A 14,821-nucleotide genomic window follows, 5' to 3' on the forward strand; every position below is an offset into this window, starting at 1 on the left:
AAGGTACAGCAATTCTTGTTCCAGCCTCTTCAAACAGTTTATTTATTTTGTGACTTTAATTGAAAATTGTGCAGTCACTATCGGTAAAACTTTGCTTGTTACTTTGATTTGATAATTTCCTGCAGCAGTCGTTGCTTCTGTCCTAATCAGACCGTTTTCATCTACACTTACTGTATTGCCAGCATCTGGTGTAACCAACTCATACGTTACTTGCGAGCTCCAAGCATCCGTTTCTGTGTGCGGCGCTTGACCAATCACTTTAGATTGAATTTGATAATTTTCGCCTGATTTTATAGTGGCTGTTTCTGTAGCAAATTGAATTCTTTCAGGAATCGCATGAGTTTGCACGACTTGGAAGATTTTTCGTTCATCGGGATTCGCAATTCCTATTTTTTCTTCTACTGCAGCAGGGAACTGGTAAGTACCTGGCGGGCTACTTGGCGAATAATTACTAACATCGTCATCCCAAGAAATAACCTTCAATTTCGTTTCGCTACCATCATCTAATTTTGCAATTACTTCAGTTGGCAAATTCAGTTCGCCTCGCGAGGTGCCTGTTAGTCGATCCAGCGTAGGCAATTCCTTGAATCCAACAATATGTTTAGCGGTGACTTTTACATTGGCAATAATTGGCAGTGAAACACCTGCTGCTCGTCCTACAACAGTGAATGTTCCTTCTTTTTGATAAGAAGATGCTGGAACTTCTGACCAATTGACAGTCACTTCACGTTGTGAACCATCCGAATAAAAAATAGTTGTTTTTTCTGGTAGATTAGGGGCTTGACCCGCTTCTGTCGCAACCTCAATCGACTCATGTTTGACTTCGAAAACATTCGATAAAACAATTTTAGGAGCTAAACTATCCTCTGTTAGCTGTTGACCAGTTGGCAAGGTCAATTTGCCTGCTAAAAAGTCTTGATAGGCCTTTTGTGCGCCTTCTTTTGAAAAAGCATCAAACCCAGCATTATCAGAATCATAACCAGGCAAACGACTGTCTGTAATCGCTAATAAGAAACTTAACTTGGCTGGAATTTTCTCACCACTTTGAATTAGCTTCCGTAGATAGTTACTAATATCAATAGAGATTGTATTTTGATTATTCATAATTGAGCTATTTGTAAAAGATTGTCGAGCAATAAATTCTTCATTTGGTACATTTAAATTATTTGGACCATTGTTCCAAGTAATGGTGTTACTCATCCAATTAGTATCTGTTCCATAAACATCTACTTGGAACTGCGTATTTTTCAAACGTTCATCATTTGTATTTCCAGCACCATTCCACGCATCATAACGCATCACATTTAGTTCTAAATTGGCACTTTTTAGTGATTGATAGTTCTTCAATTCTTGTGTATCAATTTCAACGTAAATCCGGCGATTATACCCCGCAGAACTAGCATTTTTTAATTTTAATGCGTAATTGCCCGTATAGTTTACTCCATAAGGATATTTATAGGCGTCTCCTGAACTAATGGCAGCGGTACCGCCTGCTATAGCAGAGTATGCTCGGTTACCATCACTCTTTTGAACATAGGCAGTTTGAGCTGTTTTTAGTTTAACGGTGTCTTTTCCTTCACCAAGTTCACCCTCAAAAGAGACCTTGGCTGTTACTTTGACAGCATCTATCGGTAAGCCGATAACTGTTGCTGCAACTTCAACTGTGCCTGCTGTATTAATTTTTTCTTGAGGGATTGCTTCCCATTGTAACTTAAATTCTTTTTTGCCTGTCGCAACCACTTCTTCATTAACGACTTCTTCGTACGTTAATTCAACTTGCTCTGGCAAATTAGGATACACACCTGTTGCCGAACTAATTTCTAACACTTGATTTTGATAACGAATACTTTTTTCAATTGTGGATGCTTGTTGCGCACCAATATCTAAAACTTTATTTTTCAAGCTATTTCCAAAGAAGTCTTCGGCCGCACTGTTCACTTCCGACAAGCCTTTACCAATCGCTGGAGAGGTTTCTTTTAATTGGAACATTTGTGCTCGCTGACGTAAGCGTTCTTTGGAAGTAAATTCAACCACATTATCTTTTGTTGGTTTCAATGTCGTAAATTCTTGCTCTGCCAACTCTTTCACTTTTTCAGGGTTATCTGTGATTTCTAATTGTGGTTTTTCAAAAATGTTTCCACTTGATACTAATTTTTCAACAGTTGCACCACTTTTTTCTGTAGCAATTTCTTTTGGCCAAATAACATTATTTTTGAAATATTTTTCTGGATTATCGACCATTTTACGTTCAATTGGTTGTGTCCCATTTGTTGGATAATTAGATAAGAATTTTAATTGTCCGGTACCTTCTTTGTATAAAATATTATTGTAAAAATTGGCTACTGTACCACTGTTGTCAGAACTATTTCCTTCACCAAATAATGATGTTGAAATACCGTCGCCAACATAAATCGTATTATTGTGGATAGTTGGCATTGCCGCTCCATCATTTTTCACCCAATAATGGAAAATGCTTTGTTCTTTATAATTGTAGCCACCAGCTCCGCCTGGATTGTCTTTACCTGTTCCTCGGTTACCACCGCCGTCATTAGCTGAGATATTGTACCGAATAACCGAATTTTTTTGATCAGACATAAGCAATAAAAAGCCGCCAGTATTATGATGTGAATAGTTATATTGATAAATAACATTGTTTGACTGCATGTCCACATCATAAGCTTCGGCATCGTTAAATCCATATTTGATTCCGTATACTTCGTTATATTGGAACAGTCCGTCATCTACAGACATTGCCCAAACGCCCGCGTAATTTTGTGTACCATAATCAGCATTGCACATTCGGACAGCAACATTTCCTTCGACGACTCCGCCACTTTTGGCTTCTGACAAGACAATCCCGTCGCCAGCAATATCTTCTAAATAGTTATTACGAATCGTAATATTAGAAAACGTTTTGTAGAAAGTGTTGCCTCTTGAGGTATCTGAATCAGCTTTTGTTCGAATTCCTTCAAGTCCCACTCGTTGAATCACATTATTTTCAATCAAAATATCATTAAATCCAGTCGTTGTTCGATGATCATTGGCTGCCGTTACTACATTTCCATTCTCATCAAACCAACTTCCTAAAACAATAATTCCACCTACCGCTTTTAATCGTTTGGTTGCAGTATTCCCACTTAGATTCAAATAATATTCTGTTTGAACATCATGAACATAGTTATTCCGTATCGTGACACTATTGAACGTTCGATTTTGTTCATATCCTAGGACTAATATCCCCGCTCTTTGAGCATCTCCTGGTTTCTTATAGCCTTCGAGATTATCTAGCTCTGGTGTATTTGTCACTTCTAAGTTTGAAATATCCCAATATTCTTGGTTCACTAACTGCACGGCCCCTGAGATTGCACGTTTGAAAGTCCCTGTGCTGTAGGTGCCACCACCGTTAATAATCGGACGCCGTGTTGTTTCAAAAATGGTTTCTCCTTTGTCATTCGTATCATAAAAATCAATGACAATCTTTTGTGCCGCTGTCCCATTCCCTTTTGGATGCAACAATTGGTTATTCCAGGTACTTTGCGCATTCAGCAAAAGATGGTCGCCTGGCTGAAACTCCGTCTGATTCACTTTTTCAAAATCACGCCAAGCACTGGCAGGTGACTGCCCATCATTGGCATTATTTCCTCCTTCCCCATCCACATAGTAGGTCGTCCCACTTTGAGCGACACCTACTGAACGAAAAAGTAACGGTTGATCACTCACTGTTTCCCCATAAGCAGGAAGACTAAATAATTGAAGCTGGGAAAAAACAAGCAAAATAGAAAGGAAGATGGTTACACTTTTAAAATACGCTTTTTTTCTCATTTTCTGCTCCTTAACTGTTTTTATTTTGATAATTTTGAAAAAACTTTTCTCTGTCTTTCTCCAACAAGTCTACTTTGGTTGCTTGTTGATACGTAGCTAATTTCTCTTTGTAGCATGTGTTGATATAGGCATTTTTGCCAAATTGTGGTGCTTCTTCAAACTGTAAAAGTTGCCCTCCTTCCTTATTAAAAATATAAAAGTATTGGTTTTCGTGGTATCCTTTCACCACGGTACCAACAGCTTTTTCACTAAGAATCTCCCCAACAGACAACGAATAAATATCCTCTTTTTGGATTTCTGCACTCTTCAATTGATACGATTCAATAACAAGATTAGGTAATTTATTTTGCCACTCCAATAACGTCTCCTCATAAGATAGATTCGGAGAGATTGCTTCGGCTATTTTTTCTAATTCTGCTTGCTTACCTGAAAAATTTGGAATTTCAATTGCTTCAACAAAGTAATCGGTCTTTTTATATTTATCATCCAATTGCTCAAAGGCCTGCCGCAATTCTTTTTGCGTTGGCTTTTCTTTCTCCATTAATTTCTCTTTTATTTGGTCCTGTAACTGTTGATCTTTTGCATCTAAAAATTGCCAGAGCGTTAAACTGCTCTTTTGGTCTTGCCATTCTTTTTTTTCTTGCCCAAATGTTTGTGAGTGGGCTATCTCTAACTCCGTTGCCAGTTGTTTAATCATTTTATGTTGTACTAAATCCTCCGTTGCAACCTTCAGTAGTTCCTGAGTGGGTAATTTTCCGTTATACGTTTTGCGCCAGAAATTTTTCCCAAACGAAGTTAAATTATTCTGATCAGAGAATTGCTTCGCTACACGATTCATATTTTTATCGCCATAAACAATTAATTCTTCGACTTGGATTGCTTCGTTATTAATCATACTTTGCTGGCTGGTAGTAAAAATAACGACCACAAAAATAGCACCTATCAAAAAGCTACTTAAAATAATTATTTTTTTCTTCATTCGTTCGCTCCCTCCACTTTAATAAACAAGGCAAGAACAAAATAAGCAACCCCACCTTCATTCATTTTCCTGAAAATCGAGATTACTTATTATGTAAAAATTATTTATTCTTTTTTTGCTTTTCATGCAATTTCCCAGTATTTAAATAAATAATCCCTAGGAAAAGGACAGGGGTTACAACAAACCCAAACTGTGGCTTCAAAAACATCATTGCAAACATTGAGAATAGTAAAAAAACATTTAGACAGCTGACATACCATTTCCGCAGTCCATAGTAAACAGAAATCCGAAACACATCTTTAAAAGAAGCTTGCGGGTTTCGTACTTGAAAATACCAAGCATTCAGCATAATAGCTAACCCAAAAATTAGCAGAAGGACCATCAACGGAATAAACCATTTACCAATCGTTGTTTTGGCAAAAAAGAATATATCTGTCACACTGATGATGCTACTTCCTAAGCCTAGCAAGCTGATAAGAAAGCCTCTTAACCCAAACTGACGAAACTTTTGAAAAAAAGTTTTAAATGGATCCAGCTCCTTTTCTTCTTTAAAAGTATCGATTAAACCTAAAAGTGCAATCATCCCTGCCCCCATCGGCAGCAACGTTACTACAAAAAGTGGGAGGTTTCGTGGATCAATGTCTAAGCTAATCACCGCTATGAAAAAAGGAATGTTCACTAAGAGAAGCCCTAGATTACCGATAAATAAAATGTAAAGCCAGCGAAAAATTTTCATATAGATATTATTATCAAAGGTTTGCTTAGTAAACATTCAAACTTCCTCCTAATTCTTCATTCCAGATGTAGCAATACCTTCAACAAAGTATTTTTGCATTGCTAAAAAGACAATCCCTACTGGTAAAATAGAAACCACTGATGCGGCCATGATTAAGGCATATTCAGCATCAAATAAACCGACGAACATTTTCAAACCTAACTGAATCGTTTTATTCTCAGTAGAAGATAAATAAATGAAAGGTCCCATATAGTCATTCCATGTATTCACAAAAGTAATAATAGTGAGACTAGCTAAAGCTGGTTTGGTTAATGGTAAAATAATTTTCCAATAAATTCCCCACTCACTTAACCCATCAATCCGCGCACTTTCACATAGTGAATCTGGAATACTACTGTAATATTGTTTCAGTAAAAAGACTCCAAATGCATTAAATGCTTGTAATAAAACAAGTGACCATAACGTGTCAGTCAAACCTAATTGACGCATCATAATAAATTGTGGAATCATATACGATTGCCAAGGAATAGCAATTGTTGCGATGTACGTAATAAAAAGTGTATCTCTTCCTCTAAAATTCATTTTTGAAAAGCCATATGCTGCAAAGCTTGAAGTAAATAGTTGAATAATCGTAATCACAATACTTAAAAATAACGTATTTTTAAAGAAAGTTAACAATGGAATGCGTTCCCAAATAACGGAATAGTTTTCTGGATGCCAACTTTTAGGAATCCATTGAATTGGAATGGTGAAAACTTCATTGTTTGTTTTAAATGATGCTGAAACCATCCAAATGAAAGGCACCAAAGTAATTAACGCAAGTAAAGTTAAGAGAATGATTACAAGGATCCCACCAGGTGTGACTTTTTCTGCTTTTTTCGTTTTTGCTTTTCGAGTATTTTCTTTTTTTGAAAAAGTTGCTTCCATCTTTTCTCCTCCTAAACTTTCTCTTGATGTTGATTCCATTTAAATTGGGCCACAGTAATCGCTAGAACGATGATGAATAAGACCATCGCAATGGCTGATGCATAACCAAAATTAAATTTGACAAAGGCTTCATTGTAAATTTCATAAACTAACACATTCGTTGCACGTCCTGGTCCACCACCAGTCATAACTTGAACTAAGTCAAAAACTTTGAAACAGTTAATTACAAGCATGATAGTCACGAAAAAGGTCGTTGGTCGTAATGAAGGTAAGGTAACATTTAAAAATTGATTCCATTTACCCGCGCCATCCATTGACGCTGCTTCATATAATTCTCTTGGCACACTTTGTAAACCAGCTAAATACAAAATCATATAATACCCCATAAAGCGCCACACACTAACGATGATAATTGCTGGTAAAGCCCAAGTAGAACTAGATGTCCAGCCAGGAGGATTTTCAATAAATAATTTCAAAAATTGATTAATTGGTCCCATCGTTGGATGAAATAGCATATTCCAAACGACCGCAATCGCAACTAATGACGTTACATAAGGAAAGAAAAAAGCCGTTCTAAAAAATTTCATCCCTCTAATTTTACGATTCAACAAAATCGCTAGTCCTAATGAGCAAATCAATGTTAACGGAACAACACCAATCGTATAGATAAACGTTTGTTTTAACGAAATCCAAAACGTATCATCATGAATCATTTTGGTGAAATTTTTCATTCCGACAAATTCAGGGGTTGAAAAAGAATCCCAACTCATAAAAGCTAAAATCAGTGAACAGATAACCGGGATTAAAGTGAAGAGGAAAAAGCCAATAAAGTTTGGTGCGATAAAAGATAACGCAGTCCACGTATTTTTTCGTCTCAATTTATTTGCTGTTTTTGTTTTTGAAGTAATTTCCATAATTGTATTCTGTTAAGTGAACTTAACAGGCCCTCCTTCCAAAATCAAGCTACATTCTTTATTTAAAAAAATAAGCTGAAATTCATTGTAGGTTACTCATTTCAGCTTATTTTTTTCATCAATCTTTTGTGTTTTTGCAGGAAATAATAGTTAGTCTATCTCTGCTTTGACACGTTTTTCCATGTTAGCAATACCATCTTTTGGTTTTTCGTCGCCGACCATAATTAAATCATGTTCTTCTTGTAATACTTTATCAATTGCGGCACCGTTTTTATCAGATGGGAATTCTAAATTAATTGTATCTGGGTTAAAGGCTTTTTGTGAGACTTCATCTGAAGGCATTCCTTTTCTTGCAAAGTAGATTTTATCAATTTCATCTGTTTTATAAGAAGGAACCACCCCTACTTCTGCTAAAAGTTTTGCACCTTCTTTACCTGAAGCAAAGTCTAAGAATTTTTGAGCAGCTTTTTGTTTTTTACTGTTTTTATTAATTGCAAAACTTGTCGGTGAGCCAAAGGTAGTTGCTTTGCCTTTTTCTTGTTGTGGTATTTCGGCAATCCCCCATTCGACATTTGTTTTGCCATCATCAATGTTGGTTAATAAAGTCCCCATGTACCAGCTACCCATGTACATCATCGCCGCTTTTGAATTTTCAAATTGTGATTGATACGTTACTTTTGTTGATTTTGCTGTTCCAAAATCCATTTGTGATTGATCTTTTTGCATTCTCAATGCGCGATCATAATAAGTTTCCATATAATTGTATTTTGGTTCAATCAAATTGGCATTGTTTTGAGCAGCAGCAATCGCTTGAACGGTTGAGCGCCAAGTATGTTGATAGGCACCATATACTTGTTCTTCTGGTTTAGATAATTTTTTCGCTAACGCTTCATATTCATCCCAAGTTAAGTTATCGGGATAGGCAATTCCGGCTTCATCAAACATTTTTTTATTGTAATACAATACCCAGAAATCTGTACGGTAAGGCTGAGCATAGGTTTTACCATCGATTTCATACATCTCGTAACTTGCTTTGGCAGGTGCGATATCTAAATCTTTAACGTGATCGGTTAAATCCACCAATTGATTGCGTAGCGCGTAATTAGAATATGAAAGTAAGTTTTTCATGGTTAAAATATCCGTCGTATCTCCTGATGAAAGCATCGTTGTTACTTTTGTGTCATAATCATCTGAAGCAATGTCCACCGGTTCAATAGTGATATCAGGATTTTCCGCTTCAAAAGCTCTGAATAATTTCTCAAATTCTGGGGTCGTGTCATAATTCCAAGTAGTTACTGTTAATTTTGTTTTGCCATCTTCACTCTTTTCAGTTGCTTTCTTTTCACTTGAACCACCACATGCTGTTAAAGTTACTGCCGCCACCGCTAACAACGCTGCCGCTGTTAAGCCTTTTTTCCAAAATTTCATTTGTACTACCTCCGCTATTTATTATTTTTTAGGAGTTTTCCTCCATGAATTACCAAAAAGAATACCAGCTTTTCGCTAAACGAGTTAACGCTTCCAAATAAAAGTAGTCGCCCCAAATCATGCATTCATCGACTCCTGTATTTGTTTTTTTATCATAGACACCATGAAGCAATAGGCCGTTCGACTCTGGTCGTAAAACCGTTGTATACTTTTCCGCTAATGCTTGTAATAGTTCTAGCGCAACCTTTTCATAATAGCCATGTTTTTCATCATTTAATGGAAGCTGACGAGATAATTCTAGTAAGCCACATGCAGCAATTGCAGCAGATGAGCTATCACGTTCTTCTTCACTCCCTTCATTGAAAATTAAATCCCAGTAACAGATTTTGTCCTCTGGTAATTCTTGAATAAAGTAATCAGCAACATTTTTTGCTGTTTCCAGAAAACTACTATCTCCTGTATATAAATAACTTAACGTAAAGCCGTAAATTCCCCAGGCTTGGCCGCGAGCCCAACAAGAATCGTCTGAATATCCTTGTTGCGTCTTACCGTATAAAGCTTCGCCTGTTTCCGTATCAAAATAATACGTATGGAACGTGGTGTGATTTTCTCGCACAATATATTTTTGTGTTTGTTTCGCATGATTGTAGGCAGCTTCATAATACTCTTGCTTGCCAGTCATTTTTGCTGCAAAGTATAATAATGGTAAGTTCATTAAACAATCAATAATCATTCTACCTCGTTGCTCTGGATCGTCTAAATTCCCCCAAGCTTGAATAATCTTGGCTTTTGGTGAATAACGTTTCATTAATAAGTCCGCAGCTTGCAAGGCCATTTCTTTTGAGGCCTCATGACCATTGACTTGATAATCGGCAATTGCTGTTAAAATATACAAAAAGCCTATATCATGTGTTTCCAGCTCAATTTGTTCATCCAAGCGATGTTGAAAAGAAGCCATCTGTGTGGTAATCACTTCATCGAACTCTGTTGAATTTGTTAATTCCTTTGCTAAAAATAACATTCCTGGCCAAAAGCTGGCCGTCCAGTCAATATTTTCTTCAGGATAATAAATTTGATTTAAACTTGCCGCGGGTGGAACTAATTCTTTAAATGTCTCTAAATTTCCTCGAACTTTGTTTAAAGCAAAACTGATTTGCTTCGGCAACCACTCAATCTGTCCATTTTCTGTCATTGTGTATTTCTCCCCCTAATTCCCCAAAATTACAACTTTTTCTTCAACTAAAAGCTGATTTTCTTTTAACCTAACTTTAACTGGCTCAATTTGCTCATTCGGTAGTACGCCTGTCACCAATGAAATTAAAAGATGTTTCCCTTTCGACAAGTTTGCTTTCAAATATGGCAACTCCGTTAACGGATAAAGTAAATTTGTATTCGGTTCTGTTCGAATAATCGCAGCTTCAGAAAAGCCGTTGATATTTTCTACTTTTGACACACCTTTTGCATTTTTTACCTCAGCCATTTGATCAGAAACACAAGTGACCTTTTCATCGAAGAGCGGGATTGAGAAGCCACCTTCATAAGCCACTAATGCACGTTGTGTCTCAATTTCGTGGATCCGTAAATGTTGGCCTTCTAATGGTACAATTGTCGTTTTGATTGCTACATCGGACCAAGGATGCCATTGATGAATGATACGATCATCAAGAATTTCGTACTGATCATCTAATCCTTTCGTGCGGAAATAGTGGTCGTTTTCAGCTAAAGCCAAGCAATTATCATAAGCACCTTCGTAATACCAATAATCACTCTTTATAGTACTGAAACCAAAATGGGAAGAATAAACAAATTTACTATATTTATCATGCGCATGAGCTTGATAATTAATAAATTGTCCCGCTGGAAACATTAAACCATGTGTCCCTGCATCATTTACTTGATAGTAGTTCCGACTTTCTGGTGAAGGTAAGTGTTTTTCTGGAAAGCTAATAGGCTGTGTTTCTGCTTGCCAATAAGGATGATCTTTTGGAACCGCTAACAAAATGAATGTTTTAAAGGCCCAATAAGGTGAACCAGGACCATTATAGCCTTCGGCAAAGACCATATTTTGATAATCATAACCTACCGACAATAATCCATCTGTTGTAAAAATATCTTTGTTCATCCATTGATGAAGATGTCGGCTGATTAGACCTTTAATCTCACCCCACGGCAATGCTTCAACATCTGCAAAAACTAAAGCACTAAAAAATGACACTTGAGCAAAACGATACGTTAAGCTACGTCCAAAGGGAATCGCTTCTCCTGGCTGAGTAAACCAATATTTAAACTCTTGCGCGAACAAAGTTGCTCGTTCCTTCATAATAGCCACTCTTGCGGTATCTTCCGGGGCAAAACGACAATACAATAAACTATAATAATGAATAGCGAAAGAAACATAATAATCAACTTGTGTCTCGACTCCGTCATAATACCAACCATTACCGACATAAAAACGATCAATTACAGCCAAATCAACAGCGATCTGTTCTTTTGAATACGGCATTTCACAATGTTTCATCGCTAAATTCAGCAACACTCTAAAGAAATGCCAATTATTTGGCGGAATAATGTTTTCATTGGCTTGTATCAGCCAACTGTGTAAATTGTTTTGCTGTTCTTTTGTTAATTGGTCCCACGTTTTTTCTTTGTTTAACAAAAGAAATGTACTTAATGCTGCCATCTCAACAATCAATTGATCATAATCTTTTGTTTTTCCCCAATAAGATGAACTCTCAGGATCGGTTCCTTCGATAATTCCCGTTAGAAAGTCATTCAAATACTCACTTTCATTTTGCGTTACATAAGGACCTAGTCCCCATAATGGTCGTAAAAATGCCTCCGCATCACGTGTCCCTTTAGAATAAACCGTTCCGTGTGTCCCTAAATCCAGATGACCTTGATACTCTCGATCAAAAAACAATTCCAGTGGCGCTAATAAATCTTCAAATCCTTCTGCAACTTCTTCGTATGTTTCAAAAGGATTCTGTCTAATTCGTGGCTGAATCATGATTCTCCTCACTTTCAATTAATGTCCCTTTCAAAAAGCCGTAATATTCTCCGTAAACTGTCACTTCGTCACCAATCTTCAATTTTTTCTTTTGCTCATTAAAAACTTGATATTTACTAGAACCACTTTTCAAAATAAAACGATCACCTTTTTTTATTAAACTGGAACGACTGTCACTCTCAACAATCTCCCCTTTCAAAGAAATATATTCATTTAAACGAACGTCACCATTTTGTAATTCTGTTTCTGAATAAGACTGTGCCGTTTCCTTTAGATTTTGAAGAGATTCTTCATCAAATTCTTTTTCACCGGATTTACAACCTGTTAAAGCAAGTAAAATTAGTAAAAAAAATGAAAATCTTTTCACTAAACCACCTTCTCCATCGAATTAAAGCGCTTTCTTTGACTTTATAGTATATTTTTTTAGTCAAAAAATCAATAGTTTTTGCTAAAAAAAAGTAAAAAAAGCTTTTTCTTGCTTTTTTTTACTAAAAAGAAATATACTATATGCTATAATAGTACTTGAGAAGGAGGCATTTAGAATGGCAACTATCACAGATATCGCAAAAGTCGCGAATGTTTCAATTTCAACTGTATCGCGAGTTCTGAACTATGATCCAAACTTATCCGTTACAGAGGAAACCAAGCGAAAAATTTTTGAAGCAGCAGAAACCCTGAATTATACGAAATATAAAACTAAAAATAAAAACAAACAGCAGGAGCAACTGACACCTAACCTTTCCGTACAAACAGCTCCGCAAGAGCCTTCGATTGCCGTCGTTCAGTGGCGTTCAGATGACGAAGAACTAACGGATATTTACTATATGTCGATTCGTTTAGGCGCTGAAAAGCGGGCCGAAGAGTTAGGTTACAATATTCTAAAAGTTTCTCAATTGGAACAACATAACCTTCAAGGGATTGATGGCATTTTGGCAATTGGCAAATTCACTCAAAAGACGTTACAAGAGTTGCAGCAACTGCATCCCAATCTTTGTGTAATTGGCAGTAATTTCCCATTGGAAGAATTTGATTCTGTAAATACTGATTTTTATCAAGCAACCGAGATTGCCTTAACCCATCTTTTGGAATTGGGCCACGAAAAAATTGCCTTTATTGGTGCCGAAGAAAGCGAAAACATGTATGGTTTCCGTCGCTATAAAACGCCGACAACCAATGCTTATCTTGACATTATGCAGCATTATCACTTGTTTAACGAAGATTATTTTATCTTAAAAGAAAATGGCATGTTGGATGTCAAAACGGGGGAACAATTGACAGAAGAAGCGTTAGAGAAATGGGGAAATGATTTACCTACTGCGATTCTTGCTTATAATGATGCCTTTGCAATCGGTGTGATACATACGTTAGCCGCACACGGTATAAAGGTTCCTGAAGAAATTAGTGTCATGGGGATCAATGATATCTCTATTTCTCAATATGTCTCACCACCGCTATCCTCTGTCCATGCCTTTACTGAAGAAATGGGCGAGACAGGCATTAATTTATTGCACAAACGAATTCAAATGCCTAGCATTCCTCGTAGAGTCCTGTTAAACACAGAATTGGTTGTCCGCCAATCAACAACTAGCCCACGCCAGAAATAAAAAATAAGGACCGCTCCTATAAAGGAACCGTCCTTATTTTTTATTTGTTTTGACCAAATAATTCAATTTGTGTTAATGCTGGAAATGGTGATGGTTCATCTGCTTGAATTAACTCTGTTAGTATCACCCACTCCGCTGCCCGTTTCGCAAAGGTAAAGCTCTGGCGTTGCTCAGTCTTAACAGTTTTAAAGACCTCATGTGTACCGTCGGAAAATTTTAAAGTCACTTGTTGCCAATAATTATCATGAGGAAAGTCCGCTCGTAATGTTAAGATCACTTTATCCAACAAGACTTCACGCCCAAATTCAATTTTTAATGCGGCATCTAATTGCTGATTAATCCCCCATGATTGATAAGGATACGGCCCATGATAAAGATTAGCGAAGGTACCGTCAATCGCATTGCAAGCAAAAAAAGTGGCATCATTTCGCGTTTCCACGTTGGCAGATGCATGAGGATACGCACCAGTAAAATGTTGTAAATCATGCGGATTTAACGCCCAATTACGATAACTCTTAATTTCTTCTTTAGTGGCAATACGCACACTTATATAAGGTTTCTTGGTTTCAAAACGATACGCTGCTCGCGCTTCGATAGCGTTTTCATTTTTTATGATTGGAAACGTCCATTTTTGTTCTGGAACATAAATTAAACTGCTATCAAGCGTAGCATCTAACTTCACCATTAAATAAGTATTGGGCGTATCTAAACAAACTTGAATCACATCGCCGTCTTGTAATTGACAATCCCGAGCAGCTAAACAAACAAAATCTTTTCCTGTAATAGTTAACTCTTTCAAAGAATCTGAATCATCTATCTTAGCTTTTCTAACTTCTTGTTCTTGATTTAAAATCGATAATGAAATACACGTCATATGCTTCCCTCCTAATTTTACCTTTATTATATATTATTTTAGTAAATTAATCTATTTTTTACTAAAATAATAACTTTAGCTTTATTTCTATAAAAGAAAAGCATTTGATATTCACTATGAAACGTAAGATTTTGACTCTGCTCTTTTGAACACAATAAAAAAGCAGGACATCAACCAAAATTGACTGATGTCCCACTCTCTAAATCTTACTTTTCGATACTTGCGAGTATCTTCTCTGTGTTCATATAACGAAAATCTTCTTGATCGATAAAAACAACCTGCCCCTGACATCCTTCTAAATATTTTTCCACTTTTTCTTTGACACGAGCGACTTGTGGGGTCAACATTAACACATCATACTCTTTATAACCAAGTTTTTCCTCAATCCGACAAACAGGTGCATAATCTAAATCATAAGATAACTCTTTTTTCCTAATTGCTTCAAGTAATTTTGAAACTAACAGCGATGCACTAATTCCTGTCTCATAAATAATCAATATGTTTTTGCTCATAAACTTCTCCTCATTCAT

At 36.5% G+C, this 14,821-nt stretch carries 12 protein-coding genes; 1 reads left to right on the plus strand and 11 read right to left on the minus strand.

The genetic code is table 11. The features are described 5' to 3' along the window. Positions 1–42: 42 nt before the first annotated feature. The 9 genes from IGK72_RS09215 to IGK72_RS09255 form a co-directional block, all read right to left on the minus strand. Entirely contained in the window at positions 43–3,822 is a 3,780-nt protein-coding gene (locus tag IGK72_RS09215) for an Ig-like domain-containing protein (protein WP_165548574.1), read from the minus strand. Between the two features lie 10 nt (positions 3,823–3,832). Further along, positions 3,833–4,801: a hypothetical protein gene (locus IGK72_RS09220; protein ID WP_165548576.1), complete on the minus strand. Its 969-nt coding sequence runs from the start codon at positions 4,799–4,801 to the stop codon at positions 3,833–3,835. Positions 4,802–4,901: 100 nt separating this feature from the next. Then, entirely contained in the window at positions 4,902–5,573 is a 672-nt protein-coding gene (locus IGK72_RS09225) for a hypothetical protein (protein ID WP_002389246.1), read from the minus strand. A gap of 12 nt (positions 5,574–5,585) precedes the next feature. Beyond that, a complete protein-coding gene (locus IGK72_RS09230) occupies positions 5,586–6,503 on the minus strand; it encodes a carbohydrate ABC transporter permease (protein WP_002383582.1) in 918 nt (305 codons plus the stop codon). Continuing rightward, positions 6,476–7,378 carry a carbohydrate ABC transporter permease gene (locus tag IGK72_RS09235; RefSeq protein ID WP_002356840.1) on the minus strand — a complete coding sequence of 301 codons (903 nt, stop codon included), beginning with the start codon at positions 7,376–7,378 and terminating at the stop codon, positions 6,476–6,478. The genes IGK72_RS09230 and IGK72_RS09235 overlap by 28 nt, the downstream gene beginning before the upstream one ends. 150 nt (positions 7,379–7,528) lie before the next feature. Continuing rightward, positions 7,529–8,806 (minus strand): ABC transporter substrate-binding protein, encoded by a 1,278-nt coding sequence (locus tag IGK72_RS09240; protein ID WP_002356838.1) that lies wholly within the window; start codon positions 8,804–8,806, stop codon positions 7,529–7,531. A gap of 49 nt (positions 8,807–8,855) precedes the next feature. Next, positions 8,856–9,998, minus strand: coding sequence for a glycoside hydrolase family 88 protein (locus tag IGK72_RS09245; RefSeq protein WP_002356837.1), 1,143 nt, complete (start codon positions 9,996–9,998; stop codon positions 8,856–8,858). A 15-nt stretch (positions 9,999–10,013) separates the two neighbouring features. Then, positions 10,014–11,813, minus strand: a complete 1,800-nt coding sequence (locus IGK72_RS09250) for a DUF2264 domain-containing protein (protein WP_165548577.1) — start codon at positions 11,811–11,813, stop codon at positions 10,014–10,016. After that, complete coding sequence (locus IGK72_RS09255) at positions 11,794–12,180, minus strand: membrane lipoprotein lipid attachment site-containing protein (RefSeq protein ID WP_002359865.1); 387 nt, start codon at positions 12,178–12,180, stop codon at positions 11,794–11,796. The genes IGK72_RS09250 and IGK72_RS09255 overlap by 20 nt, the downstream gene beginning before the upstream one ends. Positions 12,181–12,355: 175 nt before the next feature. Here IGK72_RS09255 and IGK72_RS09260 point away from each other — a divergent pair, with 175 nt between their 5' ends. Then, positions 12,356–13,417, plus strand: coding sequence for a LacI family DNA-binding transcriptional regulator (locus tag IGK72_RS09260; protein WP_002356832.1), 1,062 nt, complete (start codon positions 12,356–12,358; stop codon positions 13,415–13,417). A 40-nt stretch (positions 13,418–13,457) separates the two neighbouring features. Here the strand turns inward: IGK72_RS09260 and IGK72_RS09265 are convergent, their stop codons facing one another. Together IGK72_RS09265 and IGK72_RS09270 are read right to left on the minus strand one after the other, a co-directional pair. Next, positions 13,458–14,291, minus strand: coding sequence for a hypothetical protein (locus IGK72_RS09265; RefSeq protein WP_002369000.1), 834 nt, complete (start codon positions 14,289–14,291; stop codon positions 13,458–13,460). Between the two features lie 206 nt (positions 14,292–14,497). Next, a complete protein-coding gene (locus IGK72_RS09270; protein ID WP_430619604.1) occupies positions 14,498–14,821 on the minus strand; it encodes a PTS sugar transporter subunit IIB in 324 nt (107 codons plus the stop codon).

This window comes from Enterococcus sp. DIV0183, assembly GCF_050541505.1.
GTDB lineage: Bacteria > Bacillota > Bacilli > Lactobacillales > Enterococcaceae > Enterococcus > Enterococcus faecalis.